The sequence below is a fragment of the Pseudomonas baltica genome (assembly GCF_031880315.1).
In the GTDB taxonomy this organism is placed as follows: Bacteria; Pseudomonadota; Gammaproteobacteria; order Pseudomonadales; family Pseudomonadaceae; genus Aquipseudomonas.
Genome location: NZ_CP134771.1, coordinates 2,963,165 through 2,981,286 on the forward strand (window position 1 = coordinate 2,963,165; position 18,122 = coordinate 2,981,286).

Annotated in this window: 17 protein-coding genes; 8 read left to right on the forward strand and 9 right to left on the reverse strand. The window is 64.0% G+C overall.

Features of this window, described 5'->3' with window-relative positions:
- Positions 1 to 3: 3 nt before the first annotated feature.
- The 9 genes from REH34_RS13240 to cobG all read right to left on the reverse strand — a co-directional run bounded on the left by REH34_RS13240 (position 4) and on the right by cobG (position 8,523).
- Positions 4 to 774 carry a hypothetical protein gene (locus REH34_RS13240; RefSeq protein WP_311971865.1) on the reverse strand — a complete coding sequence of 257 codons (771 nt, stop codon included), beginning with the start codon at positions 772 to 774 and terminating at the stop codon, positions 4 to 6.
- Positions 771 to 1,580: a hypothetical protein gene (locus REH34_RS13245; RefSeq protein ID WP_311971867.1), complete on the reverse strand. Its 810-nt coding sequence runs from the start codon at positions 1,578 to 1,580 to the stop codon at positions 771 to 773. Before REH34_RS13245 ends, REH34_RS13240 begins: the two co-directional genes overlap by 4 nt.
- 65 nt (positions 1,581 to 1,645) lie before the next feature.
- Positions 1,646 to 2,458 carry a hypothetical protein gene (locus tag REH34_RS13250; RefSeq protein ID WP_311971868.1) on the reverse strand — a complete coding sequence of 271 codons (813 nt, stop codon included), beginning with the start codon at positions 2,456 to 2,458 and terminating at the stop codon, positions 1,646 to 1,648.
- Between the two features lie 79 nt (positions 2,459 to 2,537).
- Positions 2,538 to 3,209 carry a hypothetical protein gene (locus REH34_RS13255; RefSeq protein ID WP_311971869.1) on the reverse strand — a complete coding sequence of 224 codons (672 nt, stop codon included), beginning with the start codon at positions 3,207 to 3,209 and terminating at the stop codon, positions 2,538 to 2,540.
- A gap of 42 nt (positions 3,210 to 3,251) precedes the next feature.
- The gene (locus tag REH34_RS13260; RefSeq protein WP_226505602.1) at positions 3,252 to 4,028 is read right to left on the reverse strand and encodes a hypothetical protein; all 777 of its coding nucleotides are present in this window, start codon (positions 4,026 to 4,028) and stop codon (positions 3,252 to 3,254) included.
- Positions 4,029 to 4,144: 116 nt separating this feature from the next.
- Complete coding sequence (gene cobJ / locus REH34_RS13265) at positions 4,145 to 5,830, reverse strand: precorrin-3B C(17)-methyltransferase (protein WP_311971870.1); 1,686 nt, start codon at positions 5,828 to 5,830, stop codon at positions 4,145 to 4,147.
- The gene (locus REH34_RS13270) at positions 5,830 to 6,576 is read right to left on the reverse strand and encodes a precorrin-2 C(20)-methyltransferase (RefSeq protein ID WP_226505600.1); all 747 of its coding nucleotides are present in this window, start codon (positions 6,574 to 6,576) and stop codon (positions 5,830 to 5,832) included. Before REH34_RS13270 ends, cobJ begins: the two co-directional genes overlap by 1 nt.
- Positions 6,573 to 7,199 (reverse strand): precorrin-8X methylmutase, encoded by a 627-nt coding sequence (locus REH34_RS13275; RefSeq protein ID WP_226505599.1) that lies wholly within the window; start codon positions 7,197 to 7,199, stop codon positions 6,573 to 6,575. Before REH34_RS13275 ends, REH34_RS13270 begins: the two co-directional genes overlap by 4 nt.
- Positions 7,192 to 8,523 carry a precorrin-3B synthase gene (cobG, locus tag REH34_RS13280; protein ID WP_409373293.1) on the reverse strand — a complete coding sequence of 444 codons (1,332 nt, stop codon included), beginning with the start codon at positions 8,521 to 8,523 and terminating at the stop codon, positions 7,192 to 7,194. The genes REH34_RS13275 and cobG overlap by 8 nt, the downstream gene beginning before the upstream one ends.
- A gap of 116 nt (positions 8,524 to 8,639) precedes the next feature.
- On the opposite strand from cobG, the gene cbiE reads away from it, so the two are divergent.
- The 8 genes from cbiE to urtD all read left to right on the forward strand — a co-directional run bounded on the left by cbiE (position 8,640) and on the right by urtD (position 17,657).
- Positions 8,640 to 9,851, forward strand: coding sequence for a precorrin-6y C5,15-methyltransferase (decarboxylating) subunit CbiE (cbiE, locus tag REH34_RS13285; RefSeq protein WP_311971871.1), 1,212 nt, complete (start codon positions 8,640 to 8,642; stop codon positions 9,849 to 9,851).
- A complete protein-coding gene (locus tag REH34_RS13290) occupies positions 9,844 to 10,941 on the forward strand; it encodes a cobalt-precorrin-5B (C(1))-methyltransferase (RefSeq protein ID WP_311972093.1) in 1,098 nt (365 codons plus the stop codon). The genes cbiE and REH34_RS13290 overlap by 8 nt, the downstream gene beginning before the upstream one ends.
- Positions 10,938 to 11,663, forward strand: a complete 726-nt coding sequence (locus REH34_RS13295; RefSeq protein WP_311971872.1) for a cobalt-precorrin-6A reductase — start codon at positions 10,938 to 10,940, stop codon at positions 11,661 to 11,663. The genes REH34_RS13290 and REH34_RS13295 overlap by 4 nt, the downstream gene beginning before the upstream one ends.
- A gap of 210 nt (positions 11,664 to 11,873) precedes the next feature.
- Entirely contained in the window at positions 11,874 to 12,338 is a 465-nt protein-coding gene (locus REH34_RS13300) for a copper chaperone PCu(A)C (RefSeq protein ID WP_409373295.1), read from the forward strand.
- 351 nt (positions 12,339 to 12,689) lie between these two features.
- Positions 12,690 to 13,955 carry an urea ABC transporter substrate-binding protein gene (gene urtA, locus REH34_RS13305; protein ID WP_226505595.1) on the forward strand — a complete coding sequence of 422 codons (1,266 nt, stop codon included), beginning with the start codon at positions 12,690 to 12,692 and terminating at the stop codon, positions 13,953 to 13,955.
- 194 nt (positions 13,956 to 14,149) lie between these two features.
- A complete protein-coding gene (gene urtB, locus REH34_RS13310; protein ID WP_311971873.1) occupies positions 14,150 to 15,721 on the forward strand; it encodes an urea ABC transporter permease subunit UrtB in 1,572 nt (523 codons plus the stop codon).
- Positions 15,721 to 16,800 carry an urea ABC transporter permease subunit UrtC gene (urtC, locus tag REH34_RS13315; RefSeq protein WP_311971874.1) on the forward strand — a complete coding sequence of 360 codons (1,080 nt, stop codon included), beginning with the start codon at positions 15,721 to 15,723 and terminating at the stop codon, positions 16,798 to 16,800. Before urtB ends, urtC begins: the two co-directional genes overlap by 1 nt.
- Entirely contained in the window at positions 16,797 to 17,657 is an 861-nt protein-coding gene (gene urtD / locus REH34_RS13320) for an urea ABC transporter ATP-binding protein UrtD (protein WP_226505592.1), read from the forward strand. The genes urtC and urtD overlap by 4 nt, the downstream gene beginning before the upstream one ends.
- Positions 17,658 to 18,122 lie beyond the last annotated feature (465 nt).

An 18,122-nucleotide genomic window follows, 5' to 3' on the forward strand; every position in this document is an offset into this window, starting at 1 on the left:
CGCTTACAACGGATAGATCCGGGTTTCGATCTGTTGGCGCAGAGTGTCGAGCACCTGTTGCCGATGTCGTTCGAAATGCCCCGGACGAAACGCGATCACCGCCAAGCGCTCCTCGACCTGTTGCGTCGTGGTGATCTGCGAAAAAAAACGGCCTTTGGTCATGGTGCGCTGATCCTGGAACTGGCGCTGATACAACAACGCTTCGACCATGCCATTGGCCCCCGTCACGCTCGGCAAGAAGCGGTACACCGCCGATTGCCCGACCACCGTATTGCGCACCATCACGCGTTGTGCCGCTTGGTCCTGCTCCAGCCGTTGCAGGGCTGGCGCTTGCAGTCCGCTACCGGGCAGGCCGATGTCCTTGACCGCCTGCAACGTCGCCGGGCTGATGTCATCGGCAGGCAGATAACTGGAGGATGTTCCGGAATCGGGTAGGTACAGCTCGTACCAGCCGAGAAACTCCAGCCTTCTTTTGTAATAGGCAAACCAATCGTCCGTGGCCTCACGCTCCCGGGCGGCGCGCATGAGTATCTGGACCAACTGATGACAGAGGAGAATGTCGTGCTTGTCCTGTCGCGAGATCTGCGCGCTGAACGCGACCAGGCTGCTAGGCAGCACCGCTACGTCGGTTTCATCGACTGCCCGCTGCAACGAGGCTTCCCAGTCATCCGTGCGGCTTGCCGAGCGGGAGGTCAGGCGTTGCGTGGGCGCCAGCGACGCGATCATCGCGCGGGTGTCGTCGTGGCTGGGTGCTGGCGGAATTGTTCGAGTCATGCTGTGTACTCCTGAAACGGTAACCGCTCGACGACTTCCCTGGCCCGGTGCTCGCCCACGAGGCTCTCCAGACGCTCGCGAAATGATGCGTAGTGCAGCTCGGAAAGCTCGCCGACGAAGGATTTGATCTGAACAGTGCCCATGAGTTTGGCGCCGTCGAATTGTTGTTCGAAGAGGTTCGTGGCCAGGCGCTCACGGGTGGCGAACTGCACGGTCAGCAACTCGATTCGCCGCCCCGGCAGGATCATCCCGACATGCACCGCCACCACCGCATGCGGGCTCGCACGAGGCGCCGCCCGCAGTCCCGACGCAGACGCCTGGGGCTCTACAGCGACCACCTCGGGTAGCGAATGCCGAGGCAAATCCACTGCGTGGCTATCATCAGCTTCGCCGCCGTCGACCGCATCCATGCCCACATACCCGGCGATATTGCGTTGCAATACCTGCAACGCCTTGTCGGTGCCAGGCAGCGAAGCCACATACGCACAAAGGCGTTCGCCTGCCTGCTGTTGGCCGCGCGTAAGGGGCAAGTCCTCGGCGGCTATCAGTTGAGCAAGGCGAAAATGTGCGTCGGCGCTACGCGATCGATATCCCGCCTTCAGCGGCGCCCAGCCAAACTGCTTGAGCGCCCCCATAAAGACTTCCTGCCACAGATCCGGCGCGGTGAAGGATGGATGCTTCTTGTTGGCGGCCAGCTGCACGTAAAGCAGCGAAGTCATGACGTCACGATATTCCTGCTCATTGATCGTCGGCATCCATAACAGGCAACCGGCGTTGATGACCGCCTGGTAGTTTGCATCTGGCATAAGTTTTCCTCGGGCATCCAGGCACGCAGCAGCCCGGTAAGCGGCTGCGTGTCTGGCCGAATCAGTCAAATTTCGTAATTGGCGATCGCCGACTCGATGTTCTGCCCCAGGCGCTTGAGCACCAGGTCTCGTGCCATGGTGTAAACCAGCGGGTTGAGCACCATGCGTGCATCACCGGTATAGATTTGCGAAGACGCGTTGTTCCAGTTGACGAACAGCACGCTGCCCTTGCTGTCTGCGGACTGACAGTGAACGGCACCGAAGGCCATGATCACTTCGCCCTCGTCGTCTTCGGCACAGGCACTCAACGTGAACTGGCCGCCACCAGGCTTGCTGGCGTTGCGATTGAACAGGTTGATCGGTTTTTCATTGCCGGTTTTTTTCAGACCATCCAGCGCCGTACCCGCCGCTTTCAACAGGGCTGGCCCGATGGCACCGGGCAACGCCGCGCTGGCCACCAGCGAACCGATGACCTGCAGCCCTACCTGATCCATACTCAGCGACGTGTCCTGGGAGCTGAAGCGCGAGTAACGCTTGTTGATGAAGGTCCAACCCAATTCGTTCATCACCTTGGCAAACAGCTCGTACCACTTGGCGCCATCCTCTTCCTTCGGGAATTGCTTGGAAGCCACCAGGCTGGCGTACAGGTAGCTGTTGCGCACATCCGCCTTGTTCTGTTCGCTCATGCCGCTGACGAACGAAACCACACCATTGCAAACGACCGCCGCGTCCGGGCTGGTAGCCCCTGCGGCAAAACTGCGGGCGCCCATTGACGATCGCGACGTAGCGACGGGCGCCGGGGCCTGAGGTAGCTCGTAAGCTTCAAGCTGGGCCAACTGATCTTTCATTTGGGACAGAGAGACAGGTGCGAATTGCATAAGAAAATTCCTTGTAGAAAAACGCGAATCGTCATGATTTCGCGTATGAAAGCCCACCCCGGCTGGCGCACGCGCCTAGCTAGAATGCAGCCATGTGTGTATGGAGGCGATCGCCCAGCCGAGTTTTCAAGCCCTGTGCGAACGGTTCGTATAACTCGCGGGAAAATATCGACGTGGTGGTCCACGTGTAAACAAATGCTTTGCCACGAGGTGCGTTGAAGTGATGCCTGAGCCATCTCTCAGGAACAAGCTCGGGGCTCTGAAAGCCGATGCCAAATGTAATCAGGCGGCCATCTGTTTCAAGCAACACCACCTGCAGGCCCAGTGCAGTGCCACGCCAGCTGTTGGCATGCAATACCTGCATACCTGGGGAGCTATCGGGCGCTGCAGCGACCGTCGCCAACGCCCGCCGGACAGGGCGGCGCATGGCCACTGGGAGCTGTTTGGCGATGCCGATCCTCAAGAGATCATGAACGACCCAGCCCGCTCGGCTAAAACTCAGGCCATTATGGTGGGTATGGGAAGTCTGGCGACAGCCCAGCAAACCCAGCACGCGATGGAATTCACCCTTCCAACGCAGCTCGTGAGTATCGCTCTGCAACTTGGCGGCACTCAAATGAGCGGCCAGCAAGGCAGGACGTATATCGAGCACGGAGGAGTCAGACCGACCGTGGTGCGTCAGGAGGATCACCGACCCGACTGCCTGGGCACGTAGCGCTTCATCAGACATAGGCAATTCCAAAGCTGTCATAACATCACCAGCCCGATGGTTCACCGGGCTGGTACGAAAGCATCAATCCAGATCGAGCGCGTCGATCAGGTTCGCGGTATTACCTGCCAGCTTCTTCTCGATCTGCGCCTTGGCGCCGTTGTAGACCTGCATGTTGAGCATGCACTCGGCGGCCGCGTAGCGGATGTCGGTCTGATGCACAGTGCGCTCCCAGAAGCGGCCCGGCGTCTGGCTCTCGATGTGCCCGTCCTTGGTCGCGGCCTGCATCGACGTCAGTACCATGACCACGTGCTCGTCCGCAGTTTGCATGCACGGCAGGATGCGGAACTTGGCCGAACCGGTCTTGGTGGTGGAGGCATGGAAGCGGCTGCTGACCCGGGCGTTGGCGCGCAGCGCGCCGAACGAGCCGGCAATGACACGGCAGTAGGCTTTGCTATTGCCGCCACCCAGCGAACGGATGATCGACAGGGTGACTTGCTCGACAGTCTCGTCTACCTGGGCACTGCTGTAGGTGTTGAATTCGCTGCCTTGAGTGGTCCAGCCGCAGATACGCAGGACGTCCAGATAACGCTTGAACCACTCCTTGGGTTGCGTCTCGTTATCGAACTTGGCGCTGGCAGCGCGCTCGGCCAGCAACTGCGAATTGACCACAGCATATTTGTTGGCAACGGTCAGGCCGTCGATGCAGCCATGCATGGCCGAACCAACGATCAAGCCACACTCACCGGTGCCTTTGATCGGCTCTGGCGCAACGACGCTGCGGCCCATGACCACCGCAGGAGCGGCCGGTACTACGACGTCGAGGTTGGAGAGCAGTTGTACGCGTTCTTGAATATCCATGATGAGTCGAATCCTTGAGGTAGTTGAGCTGTGAGCAGCGCCTTGCAGCGCGGCAACCTCAAGGTATAAGGGTCGGCCTCACCGATGAATCGGTAAGGACTTCCCTGTCAGGCAACTCATCCCGGCTTGTGCGGGTACCAGCGCGGGGTGTAGACCCACTGCCCGCCATCGGCCTTGGCGAAGGTGCAGGTGGTCGACGAGCCGACCAGCACCATGGTCCGCGAGTCGACTTGATCCACCGTCAGCTCGCCCAGCGTCGTGATACTCAAACGCTGCCCCGGCCGCCCGACATCCCGGCCCAGTGTCACCGGCGTGTGCGGCGCGCGATGGCGACGGACGATGTCCAGCGCCTTACCCAGTTGCAGCGGCCGCGCCTTGGAGATCGGGTTGTAGAAGGCCAGCGCCAGATCGGCCTGACAGGCCAGCTCCAGACGCGTCTCGATGATCGACCACGGCTTGAGATTATCCGACAGCGACATCACGCAGAAATCATGCCCCAGCGGCGCACCGGCCAGCGCGGCCGTCGCCAACGAGGCGGACACCCCCGGCAGCATCTGCAGATCGACCTGATGCCAGTCCGGGCGACCCGCTTCATGCAGCGCTTCGAGCACCGCCGCAGCCATGGCGAACACCCCGGGATCACCCGAAGACACTACCACCACCGAACGGCCCTGCGCGGCTAGCTCGAACGCATGCCGGGCGCGCTGCATTTCTTCGCGATTATCGGTGCAATGCAGCACCTGATCGGCACGGAAGGGCCCCGCCATACGCACATAGGTTTCGTAGCCGAGGATATCGTCAGCACGCGCCAGCTCGGCCTTGACCGCAGGCACCATCAGCTCGGCGGCGCCTGGCCCCAGGCCGATGACCGCCAGCCGCCCGCGCGACCGGCCGACGGTAGCGAGGTCGATCGGCAGCGCGGCGACACCCACGGCGCAATGCGCACCGACCTGCATAGGCTCGAGGCCCAGCGCCTGCTCGACCAACGCGCGCGGGGCTGCACCGCCGGCAAAGCGCAGCGGCACACCCAGCGTCTGCGCGGCGCCCTGCAATGCCACGTTGGCCATCTGCGTTTCAGCGGCCAGCAGGCACGCCAAGGCCGGCTTCGCCAGGCCGGCCGCCTGCAGGGCCTGGGTGACCGTTGCAACGATATCCTCGGCGTCGGCACTCACCGCCACCAACACGTTACGCGGATAGATCAACAGTTCATCCGCCGCCGGTACGTGCGCCTGGCTGGCCACGCGGATGGTCAGGCGTGCCTGGTCATCCAGCGGCAGCCGCGCTTCAGCCAGCCAGGGCGCCTCGCCCTCGACCCTCACCGACTCACCCGCCAGCAGATCGGACACGAAACGCTTGCCCTGCCCCAGATCCTCCAGCGCGTAGCCCTCGGGCGGATTGAGCAGACAGGTGCCAAAGCGCAGTTCGCCGCTGGTGGTGATCGCGGCATTGACCTGCAGGTGCTCCGCGATCGCCCGCGCCATGACATTGACCCCCGCCAGCCCACCGAGCAGCGGCACCACCGCGCTGGCGTCTTCGGCAACGGCCAGCACCGGCGGCTCGGCGCCCTTTTCCAGCAACACGCCGGCCAGGCTGCGGATGACGATACCCGCCGCGCACAAGGCGATGATCGGCGTATCGCTCTGATACAGCGCGCGCAGGGTGGCGCCGAAATCGCTGTACGCTACGTCGGCGCCGTCGACGCGCCCGGCCAGCCCATGAATTCGCGCCTGTGGATAAAGCCCTTGCAGACGCTGCGCCGTCGCCAGCGCGCCAGCGCCCAGAATGACGATCGCAGGCGCCATCACCCCTGCCACCGTTCACCCGGCACGATGATCAGCGAGAAGTACGGCGACGACATTGGATCGACCTCGTCCAGCGCGACGATCTTCTGATTGGCCATGGTCGCGCGCTCGACATACAGCGCCCGCCCGGCCATGCCCAACTCGGCGAGCACTGCGCGCACCTTGGGGAAATTGCGCCCCAGCTTCATGATCACTGCCGCGTCGGCATCGGCCAGGCGGCGCTTGAGATCGTCATGGGGCAGCACGCCGGAGAGCACCGACAGGCTCTGATTGCGATACACCAGCGGCGCCCCCAGCACCGAAGCGCCACCGAGCATCGAGCAGACCCCAGGGATCACCTCGGCGTCGTAGCGCTCAGCCAGACGATCATGCAGGTACATGTACGAGCCATAGAAAAACGGATCACCCTCACAGATCACCGCCACATCGCGACCAGCATCCAGATGCGCGGCCACCTGAGCACTGGCCTGGTCGTAGAAATCACTGATGACCTGCTCGTAGGACAGCGGCGCGGGCAGTGCTTCGGTAGTCACCGGGTACACCAGCGGCAGCAACGTTTGAGCCGGCTGCAAGTGGCCTTCGATGATGCCGAAGGCGTTGCCCTTTTTGCCCTTGGCGACGAAATAGCCAATCACCGGAGACTCACGCAGCAGGCGCAGGGCCTTGACCGTGATCAGCTCCGGATCACCCGGGCCGACGCCCAGCCCCAGCAAGCGACCGCGCTTGACGACATCACCCGACATCATTCGACCTCCGTGGCCAGGGCGTTGACGGCGGCGGCGGCCATGGCGCTGCCACCGCGGCGGCCATTGACCACCACGAAGGGCACGCCGCGGCTGTCGGCGGCGAGCATCGCCTTGGATTCCGCCGCACCGACAAAGCCCACCGGGAAGCCCAGAATCAGCGCCGGTTTGGGTGCGCCGGCGTCGATCATCTCCAGCAGATAGAACAGCGCCGTGGGGGCGTTGCCGATCACTACCACACTGCCGGCCAGGTGCGGACGCCACAGTTCCAAGGCCGCCGCCGAGCGTGTATTGCCAAGCTCTCGGGCCAGCTCGGGCACGCTATCGTCCTTGAGGGTGCAGATCACCTCGTTGTTGGCCGGCAACCGCGCGCGGGTGATGCCCTCGGCAACCATCCGCGCATCGCACAGGATCGGTGCGCCCGCCGCGATGGCATCACGCCCGGCCTTGCCGGCGCCTGGCGAAAAACGCAGATCCGCCACCACTTCGACCATGCCGCAAGCGTGGATCACCCGCACGGCGAGCTTTTCGAGATCGCTCGGAATGCCACTCAGGTCGGCTTCGGCGCGGATGATGGCGAAGGAGTTGCGATAGATCTCCTGACCGTCGCGGATGTAATCAATCATGGGTATTGCTCCGTAAGCGGGCATCCAGCAAGGCGCCAGCTTCCTGCACAGTGATATGGGTGGCCTGCAACGCGCCGAAACCGGGCCGCGTCGCATCGCGCAAATAAAGATCGTAGTAGCCGTTGCCCACGGCCAACAGGGTAGCCGGCGCTACATGGGCGGCGGCGCACGAGCGCGCGCAACCGCTCAGGTGCACGGCGGCGGGGTTGTGCAAGGTGGCCGCCAGAAGCTGCGCATCGGCCTTGGTGTCGGCCAGGCCCCTGGCGCAACCACTCGAGCCGGTGCAGGCGATCAGCGCGGCCAGCGGTTGCGCCGGGTCGACCAGCCAGCCCAGCGCTGCCAGTGATCGCTGCACCGATGCGGCATCGGCGCTGGCTATTGCGGGCAGCAACAGGCCCTGCCACGGAGTGATGCGCAAGGTGCCGTCGCCCACGCGCCGGGCCAGGTCTGCGGCGCCGCGCAGCTGCTCCGCGTCGAGGCGACCAAGCGCGGCGCCAGCAACGACCAGGCAATGGCCAGGCTGGCGCTGAGCGTGCACACCGATCGGCGTTGCCGTGGTTGGCGCACGGTCAAAGGCCACGGTACGGATACCAAGGTCAGGGTGGCGGGCTGACAGATCCGCCACGAACCCGGTGGCGCCGGGGCCCGTGAGCAGATCGCGCAGACGATGCTGCTCAGGTGTCGCACGAGCCAGAAAGGCATCCAGCACCGCCAACACCAAGGCATGCGCGTTGATCGCCGGCACGGCGCCCAGCGCCGGGTCATGACCCGAACAACCGGCAAGCCCGAAGGCCATCCAGCTCGCCCCCGCGATCATCACCGGCGAGAGCCACACATCGTGATGATGCTCGAGCATCGCCAGCGCTTCGCCGCCGTCGAGCTGGATCGCGAACTTGGCCGACAAGGCGTGCAAGCGTGGTTCCTGCTCGAGGCTGGCAAGCAGTTGTGCGGCCAGCGGCCTGACATCCAGCAACTGCTGGCGGTCGAGCCCGGCGGCCGGACTCAGCAGCACATTGCGCACGTCATCGCCAGCCGCCTGGCGGGGGCCGAGCCCCGCCGCCAATAGCGCTTCGACCATCGCCCCATGTTCAGCGACAATGCCGCGAATCTGCAGATTGGCGCGGTTGGTGGCTTCGATCACACCGCCGGCATACGCCCGCGCCGCCAGCGCCACGGCGTCGGCCTGATCTGCCGTCAGCAGGCCGCCGGGCAGCTTGATGCGGCAGATACCGCCATCCAGCGCCTGGACGATACGCAGCAACCCCGGACAGGCCGAGGGGCGTACAGCAGGCAGCAGTGGGCGGGCCGGGGATGGCGCGTGCAAAGGAATACCCAAATTCGTCAAAAAGCGCTTCGCGGGTGAAGGCGCGGTATTATGCCTGCTTTGGCCGACAGCATGAAAAGTCTGCCCGTCGGAATTGAACGCTATGAGGAATATTCATGTTGCCCTGGCTGACCGTGGTGGGGATCGGTGAAGACGGCTTTGCCGGCCTGGGCAAGCAGGCACGGCGCGCTTTGCTGGGCGCCACGCGCATTGTCGGCGCACCGAGGCAACTCCAATTGCTGCCCCACTGCCTGCGTGCCGAGCGTATCGACTGGCCGTCGCCCTTCAGCCTCGCGCCGGTATTGGCGCTCAAGGGCGAGCCCGTGTGTGTGCTGGCCAGCGGCGATCCGATGCTGTTCGGCGTCGGCGCCAGCCTCGCGCGCCAGGTGCCAGCCGAGCAGATGCTGACGCTGCCAGCGCCGTCTTCCTGCACCCTGGCTGCCGCCCGCCTGGGCTGGCCGCTGCAAGACACCCAGATTATTTCAGTCGTCGCCCGGCCACTGAGTGCACTCACGGCACACTTGGCCAACGGCGTGCGCCTCTTGGTGCTGAGCAACGATGGCAGCAGCCCGCGGGCGATCGCCGCGTTGCTGCGCGACCAGCACTTCGGCCCCAGCCAGATGACCGTGCTCGAACATCTCGGCGGGCCGCTGGAAAAACGCTACAACGCCTCGGCTGCAGATTGGGGCGATGAATTGGCCGCCGATCTCAATGTGGTCGCCATCGATTGCCGCGCGACCATTACCGCGCCGCGCCGCTCGCGCCTGGCCGGCCTGTCCGACGATGCGTTCCGCCATGACGGCCAGTTGACCAAGCGCGACATCCGCGCCGTGACCCTTGCCCGCCTGGCCCCGCAGCCGGGCGAGCTGCTGTGGGACGTCGGTGCCGGCTGCGGCTCCATCGGCATCGAATGGATGCGCGCCCACCCCAGCTGTCGCGCGCTGGCGATCGAGGCCGACGCAGGTCGTCAGGCGTTTATCGAACACAACCGCGATGCCCTCGGCGTGCCGGGCCTGCAACTGGTCCGTGGCCGAGCGCCCGATGCGCTGCACGACCTGGAGGCACCGGATGCGATCTTCATCGGTGGCGGCGTGACCCGAACGGGTGTATTTGAAACCTGCTGGGCCGCACTCAAGCCTGGCGGGCGATTGGTGGCCAATGCGGTCACCTTGCAGAGCGAAGCGGCGCTGATGCAGTGGCGCGCTCAATACGGCGGCGACCTGACCCGCCTGCACATCGCTCAGGCGCAACCGCTGGGCGAGTTCGACACCTGGCGCCAGGCGCTGCCCATCACCGTGCTCGACCTGACCAAAAGCCATGATGCGTGACGAAACCGCCGAGCAACCGGCGCCGCTGCGCAGCGGCTTGACCACCGGCAGCTGCGCCACCGCCACCAGCCTGGCGGCCGCGCGCTTGCTGCTGCTGGGCGAAGCGCTGGATGCCGTCGATATCGTGTTGCCCAAGGGCAAGCACGTGACGATGCGCCTTGAGTTCTGCCGCTTGCTGGATGACGGCGCCGAAGCCGGCACGATCAAGGATGCCGGCGACGATCCGGACGTCACCCACGGCGCCTTGCTGTTCAGCCGGGTGCGTCTGCTCGAAGTGCCCGGCGTGATCTTCGTCGCGGGTGAAGGCGTCGGCACGGTGACCCGCCCAGGGCTGGTGCTGGACGTCGGCGAGCCGGCCGTGAATCCGGTGCCACGGCGGATGATGAGCGAACACCTGGCGCGTCTGGCCGCCGAATGCGGTTATGGCGGCGGCTTCGAAATCACCCTCAACGTCAAGGACGGCGCCGCCCTGGCCCTGAAGACCATGAACCCGCGCCTGGGTATTCTCGGCGGCTTGTCGATCCTCGGCACCAGCGGCATCGTCCGGCCGTTTTCCTGCGCGGCCTACATCGCCTCGATCCATCAGGGCATCGATGTCGCCAGCACCAATGGCTACAGTCATATCGCCGCCTGCACCGGCAACGCCAGCGAGGACACCATGCGCCGGGTCTATCAGATGCCCGACATCGCCCTGATCGAGATGGGCGACTTCGTCGGTGCCGTGCTCAAGCACCTGCGCAAGGTGCCGGTCGCCAAGCTCAGCCTGTGCGGTGGCTTCGGCAAGATCAGCAAACTGGCGGCCGGGCATATGGATCTGCACAGCCGCCATTCGAGCATCGACCTGCCGCAGTTGGCACAGTGGGCTGCCGCGATCGGCGCCGACGACGCGCTGCAACAGGCGATACGCACGGCCAATACGAGCCAGCAGGCCTTGGCGATGGCCAGCGCTGCGGGCATCGCCCTGGGTGACGAGGTCTGCCGTCATGCCCGCGCCTTCGCCTGCAGCGTGGTGCCTGCAAGTGTGCAGGTCGAGGTATTCGCCATTGATCGCCAGGGCGGCATCGTCGGGACCGCTGGGGTGGCGGTATGAAGCGGGTACTGCTGCTCGGCGGCGTCACCGAAGCCCTCGCCATCGCCCGCACCCTGGGCCCGCAGCATTTCTACAGCCTGGCCGGGATCGGTCGCGTACCCACCGATTTGACCTGCCAGGTGCGGGTCGGTGGTTACGGCGGCGCAGACGGGCTGGCGGCCTTCATCCGCAGTGAAGGCATCACCCTGCTGATCGACGCCACCCACCCTTACGCCGCGCAGATGAGCACTCACGCCAGCGTTGCGGCGAGCCAGGCGGGGATCGAGTGCTGGGCACTGCGCCGTGCCGGCTGGCAACCGCAGGTGAATGACGACTGGCGGACCTTCGCCGATTGGCGCGAATTGACCGTCGCGTTGCGGCCCTTCAAGCGGCCGTTCTTCACATTGGGCCGCGAGCCGCTGGAGTATCTGCACGAGATTCCCGCTGGGCAATTCTGGACCCTGCGCACGCTGGACGAGCACCCTGGCAACAGCCGTTGCCACATCATCGGCGCGCGGGGGCCGTTTCGCCTGGATGAAGAACGCGCACTGTTTGCGGCCAACGACTTTGACGTGTTGATCAGCAAGAACAGCGGCAGCAGCGCCACCGAACCTAAATTGCAGGTGGCCCGGGAACGTCATATGCCAGTGCTGGTGCAAGCTCGGCCGCTGCTGCCGGCGGTCGATCGAGAATTTGATAGTGTCGCCGAGTTGATCGAACGACTGCCCCAGCATTTGGGGTGAACTTACCGGCCCCTTCGCGGGCTAGCCTTGCTCCTACCGGTGCCGTGCTTTTGTGGGAGCCAGGGTGCGCGTTCGGCGGCGAAGAGGCCCTCAAGTCTTGCATACCTGAAGCAGCAACCCCCCACCTGCAAGCTCGCCCCATCAGCCTTTTTACTTCCACCCCGCCATCTGGCTAATATGGCGCCCATTCCCTGATCAAGGACGCTCACAATGCACCTCACTTGGCGCCTGATGACCCGGCTCACCTGCCTTGCCCTGTTGTTCACCTGCGCACTGGCCAGCGCCAAGGATTACCCGGTCGGCGACATCACCGTGCAGTCCCCCTGGTCCCAGGCGCTGCCGCCCAGCGCCCCCACCGTGGCAGCGTATTTCGTGATCAGCAACCACGGCACATTCCCCGATCGGTTGGTCAGTGTCGACACGCCAATTGCCGGATCGGCCCAGTTGCATCAGCACCTGCACCAGGACGGGATGATGAAGATGCAGCAACTCGATTCGCTGCAGATCAACCCTGAAGAGGACGCAGTGTTCGCCCCCATGAGTTATCACGTCATGCTGCTGGATCTGCGCGATGATGCGCCTCGCGCTGAAGGTGAGCATTTTCCGCTGACCCTGCACTTCGAAAAAGCCGGCGATGTGACGGTCGACGTACCGATCAGCCGGGCTGCGCCTTAGCCATCCACTCGTCCGTACAGGCCTCTTCGCCGTCGAACGCGCACCCTCGCTCCCACAGGTGCACACCTGTGCTCGCGACGAGGCTTTCAAATCCAGCAAACAGGCCAAAGGAAGAAACGCTCAAGACCTGACCGATCGGTCAACGACTGCGCACCAGATTAGCCCCGCCCCACGCACCCCTCGCTAAAACACGCACCAATACAGCGCAAGACGCCCATCATCCTCTGCCCTGCCAGCCTTATACCAGCGCGCCGCAACCGGTTAGGCACAGCCTTTGCTAGCACTCTGTGCAGCTTTCACCGAATCGCCATCTGCCCCACTAAAAAAACGCACGTACATGGAGATTGCACAATGAAGCGTCGCAGCTTGATCAAGGCTTTTACGTTGACGGCATCCATCGCCGCCATGGGGTTGACCTGGACAGCCCAGGCCGCCGAGACCATCAAGGTCGGCATCCTGCACTCGCTGTCGGGCACCATGGCCATTTCCGAGACATCCCTCAAGGACATGGCGCTGATGACCATCGCCGAGATCAACGCCAAAGGCGGCGTGAACGGCAAGATGCTCGAACCGGTGATCGTCGACCCGGCCTCCAACTGGCCGCTGTTCGCTGAGAAAGCCCGCCAGTTGCTGACCCAGGACAAGGTCGCGGTGGTGTTCGGCTGCTGGACATCGGTATCGCGCAAATCGGTACTGCCCGTTTTCGAAGAACTCAACGGCCTGCTGTTCTACCCCGTGCAATACGAAGGCGAAGAGATGTCGCCAAACGTGTTCTACACCGGCGCTGCGCCCAACCAGCAGGCGATTCCTGCGGTGGAATACCTGATGAGCGAAGACGGCGGCGCGGCCAAGCGCTTCTTCCTGCTGGGCACCGACTACGTCTACCCGCGCACCACCAACAAGATTCTGCGCTCGTTCCTGCACTCCAAAGGCGTGAAGGACAGCGACATCGAAGAGGTCTACACCCCGTTCGGCCACGCCGACTACCAGACCATCGTTTCGAACATCAAGAAATTCTCCGCCGGCGGCAAGACCGCTGTGATCTCCACGGTCAACGGTGACTCCAACGTGCCGTTCTACAAGGAACTGGCCAACCAGGGCCTGAAAGCCACCGACGTACCGGTCGTGGCCTTCTCGGTGGGCGAAGAAGAACTGCGCGGCATCGACACCAAGCCACTGGTCGGCAACCTGGCGGCCTGGAACTACTTCCAGTCGGTCGAGAACCCGGTCAACAAGAAATTCGTCGCCGACTGGAAAGCCTACGCCAAGGCGCACAACCTGCCGGGCGCCGACAAGGCCGTGACCAATGACCCGATGGAAGCCACCTACGTGGGTATCCATATGTGGGCCCAGGCCGCCGAGAAAGCCAAATCGTTCGAGGTCGACAAGGTCCGTGACGCCATGGCCGGGCAGACTTTCGCCGCGCCATCGGGCTACACCTTGACCATGGACAAGACCAACCACCACCTGCACAAGCCGGTGATGATCGGCGAGATCCAGGATGACGGTCAGTTCAACGTGGTGTGGCAGACCAAGGAGCCGATCCGCGCCCAGCCGTGGAGCCCGTACATCCCTGGCAACGACAAGAAGCCGGATCATCCAGTGAAGAGCAACTAAGCACGACCGCTCTCCACAAACACTGCCAACCCTGTGGGAGCGGGCTCTGCCCGCAAAGACGTCAGCAAGATCACCGCAAGACTTGCTGATTCAAGGCGCTGCCACTGGCGCCTTCGCGGGCAACGCCCGCTCCCAAGAGGGCCGTGCGCAGTGCTTCAGGATCGTTGGACCGCATCGCTGCACAGGACACCGATATGCCCACCACCCTCCGTCGCCTCATCGTCGCACTGGCTTTGCTGCTGCCCCTCACCGCACAGGCCAACGACGCCAGTGACTTCGTCGCTGCCGACTCTTCCGGCCAGGCCAGGCTGCTGGAAACCTGGGCCGCCCAGCCGGTACCCGAGCGCACCGAGTTGCTCCTGGCCTTGCAGGCAGGGAGCGTGGCAGCCGATGCCGACAAACACCCCTTCGTTGACAGCAACGACACCTATTCCCCCCTCGATGGCAGCGCCGCCGCCGTCGAGCCCGTGCGCAAACTGCGCCTGAACAATCGCCTGCGCGGCCTGGTAGAAAACGCCGTGGCCGCCCACCAACTGTTCGCCACCGACGCCACCCTGCGCCTGGCCGCTGCCCAACAGTTGCAGAAGAGTGCGCAACCGGCGCAGTTGACCATCCTCGACCACCAGTTCGCCGGCGAAAAAGACAACAAGGTCAAAACCGCCCTGGGCCTGGCCCTCGCCAACCTGCAACTGGTCGACCCCAATCCCGCCGTGCGTCTGGCCGCCGTGCGCCTGCTGGGCGACACCGGTGATCCCCTGGCCAAGACTCGCCTCGAAGACATCCTCGCCCCCGGCGTCGAAGCCGATGCGGGCGTGCGCACCGCCGCCGAAACCAGCCTGACCCAGGTCAAACGTCAATTGATGATCGGCGACCTACTCGGCCAGGCGTTCAGTGGTATCTCCCTGGGCTCGATCCTGCTGCTGGCCGCCCTCGGCCTGGCGATCACCTTCGGCCTGCTGGGCGTCATCAACATGGCCCACGGCGAAATGCTCATGCTCGGCGCCTACTCCACCTATGTGGTGCAGATCCTGTTCCAGCGCTTCGCTCCGGGCGCCATCGAGTTCTACCCGCTGATCGCCCTGCCGGTGGCGTTCTTCGTCACCGCAGCCATCGGCATGGCCCTGGAGCGCACGGTCATCCGCCACCTCTACGGGCGGCCGCTGGAAACCCTGTTGGCCACCTGGGGCATCAGCCTGATGCTGATCCAGGCCGTGCGCCTGGCCTTCGGCGCGCAAAACGTCGAAGTCGCCAACCCCGAATGGCTGTCCGGCGGCATCAAGGTGCTGCCCAACCTGGTGCTGCCGTACAACCGCATCGTCATCATCGCCTTCGCCCTGGCGGTGGTGGTGCTGACCTGGCTGCTGCTGAACAAGACCCGCCTGGGCCTCAACGTGCGCGCCGTCACCCAGAACCGCAACATGGCCGCCTGCTGCGGCGTGCCCACCGGGCGCGTCGACATGCTCGCCTTCGGCCTCGGCTCGGGCATCGCCGGGCTGGGCGGCGTGGCCCTGAGCCAGATCGGCAACGTCGGCCCGGACCTCGGTCAGAGCTACATCATCGACTCCTTCCTGGTGGTGGTCCTCGGCGGAGTCGGGCAACTGGCCGGTAGCGTCTCGGCGGCCTTCGGCCTGGGCATCGCCAATAAGATCCTCGAACCGCAGATCGGCGCCGTGCTGGGCAAGATTCTCATCCTGGCGCTGATCATTCTGTTTATCCAGAAGCGTCCGCAAGGCCTCTTCGCGCTCAAAGGACGGGTGATCGACTGATGAACCAGCCACTGATGCTCACCGCCGCGCAAAAAGCCGGCCCCAAGGTCACCCTCGTCATTGGTGCGGTGATCCTGCTGGTGCTGCTGGCGTTGCCGCTGTTGTCGCTGCTGCCGGCCAGCAACGGCCTGCAGGTGTCGGCCTATACCCTCACGCTGGTCGGCAAAATCCTGTGCTACGCCATCGTCGCCCTGGCACTGGATCTGGTCTGGGGTTACGCGGGGCTGTTGTCCTTGGGCCACGGGCTATTCTTCGCCCTCGGCGGCTACGCCATGGGCATGTACCTGATGCGCCAGGCGGCCGGCGATGGCCTGCCGGCGTTCATGACGTTTTTGTCGTGGAGCGAACTGCCTTGGTACTGGGTCGGTACCGAGCACTTCCTCTGGGCCCTGTGCCTAGTGGTGCTGGCGCCGGGTTTGCTGGCCCTGGTGTTTGGTTTCTTCGCCTTCCGCTCGCGGATCAAGGGCGTGTATTTCTCGATCATGACCCAGGCGTTGACCTTTGCCGGCATGCTGCTGTTCTTCCGCAACGAGACGGGTTTTGGTGGTAACAACGGTTTTACCAACTTTCGCACCATCCTCGGTTTCGAGATCACCTCCCAGGGCACTCGCGCGGTGTTGTTCCTGCTCACCGTGGCGCTGTTGGTGGTGAGCCTGTGGCTGGGTTTTCGCTTGGCACGGAGCAAGTTCGGCCGCGTGCTGACCGCCTTGCGTGACGCCGAGAACCGCCTGATGTTCTGCGGTTACGATCCGCGCGGCTTCAAGCTGTTCGTGTGGGTGTTGAGCGCCGTGCTGTGCGGCCTGGCCGGGGCGCTGTATGTGCCACAGGTGGGCATCATCAACCCCAGCGAAATGTCGCCGACCAACTCCATCGAGGCCGCCGTATGGGTGGCGCTGGGAGGCCGCGGCACGCTGATCGGGCCGCTGCTGGGCGCTGGCGTGGTCAACGGCATGAAGAGCTGGTTCACCGTGGCCTTTCCCGAGTACTGGCTGTTCTTTCTGGGCGCGCTGTTCATCATCGTCACCCTGTATCTGCCTAAAGGCGTGATCGGCCTGCTGAAGAAAAGGAGCGAACAATGAGAACGCCACCTACCACGCAGTTCATGCTCGAACCGGCCATTGATCCGAACTCCGATGAAGGCACCAGCCGTGATGCCATCGGCCTGGGGTCCAGCGCCGGCAAGGGCCTGGATACCCGCCACGGGACCATCCTTACCCTGGAAGACATCAGCGTCAGCTTCGATGGCTTCAAGGCGCTGAACAACCTCAACCTGTATATAGGCGTCGGCGAACTGCGCTGCATCATCGGCCCCAACGGCGCCGGCAAGACCACGCTGATGGATGTGATCACCGGCAAGACTCGCCCCTCCCATGGCAAGGCCTGGTTCGGTGAAACCATGGACCTGACCACCATGAGCGAAGTGCAGATCGCCCAGGCCGGTATCGGCCGCAAGTTCCAGAAACCGACCGTATTCGAGGCGCTCACCGTGTTCGAGAACCTCGAACTGGCGCAGAAGACCAACAAGTCGGTGTGGGCCAGCCTGCGGGCGCGCCTGACTGGCGAGCAACGCGACCGCATCGATCAGGTACTGGAGACCATCCGCCTGAGCGCCTCGGTGGAGCGCCCGGCGGGGTTGCTGTCCCACGGCCAGAAGCAGTTTCTGGAGATCGGCATGCTGCTGGTCCAGGACCCGCAACTGCTGCTGCTCGACGAGCCGGTGGCGGGCATGACCGATGCGGAAACCGAATTCACCGCCGAACTGTTCAAGACCCTCGCCGGGCAGCATTCGCTGATGGTGGTGGAGCACGACATGGGCTTCGTCGGCTCGATCGCCGACCACGTCACCGTGCTGCACCAAGGCAGCGTGCTGGCCGAGGGTTCGCTGGAAGACGTGCAGGCGGACGAGCGGGTCATCGAGGTTTATCTGGGGCGGTGATCCCCATGCTATGGGGCATGGCAAATGGCCCCTTCGCGGGCAAGCCTCGCTCCCACAGGTGTACATCTCAGGTGCGGCGGACCCTGTGGGAGCGAAGCTTGCTCGCGAAGAGGCCGGACCAGCCGGATAAATTCAGGAGAGTCACCACCATGCTCCCACAGGTGTACGTCTCAGGTGCGGCGGACCCTGTGGGAGCGAAGCTTGCTCGCGAAGAGGCCGGACCAGCCGGACAAAAACTCAGGAGAGTCACCACCATGCTCCCACAGGTGTACATCTCAGGTGCGGCGGACTCTGTGGGAGCGAAGCTTGCTCGCGAAGAGGCCGGACCAGCCAGACAAAAATTCAGGAGAGTCACCACCATGCTCCCACAGGTGTACGTCTCAGATGCCGCGGACTCTGTGGGAGCGAAGCTTGCTCGCGAAGAGGCCGGACCAGCCGGACAAAAATTCAGGAGAGTCACCACCA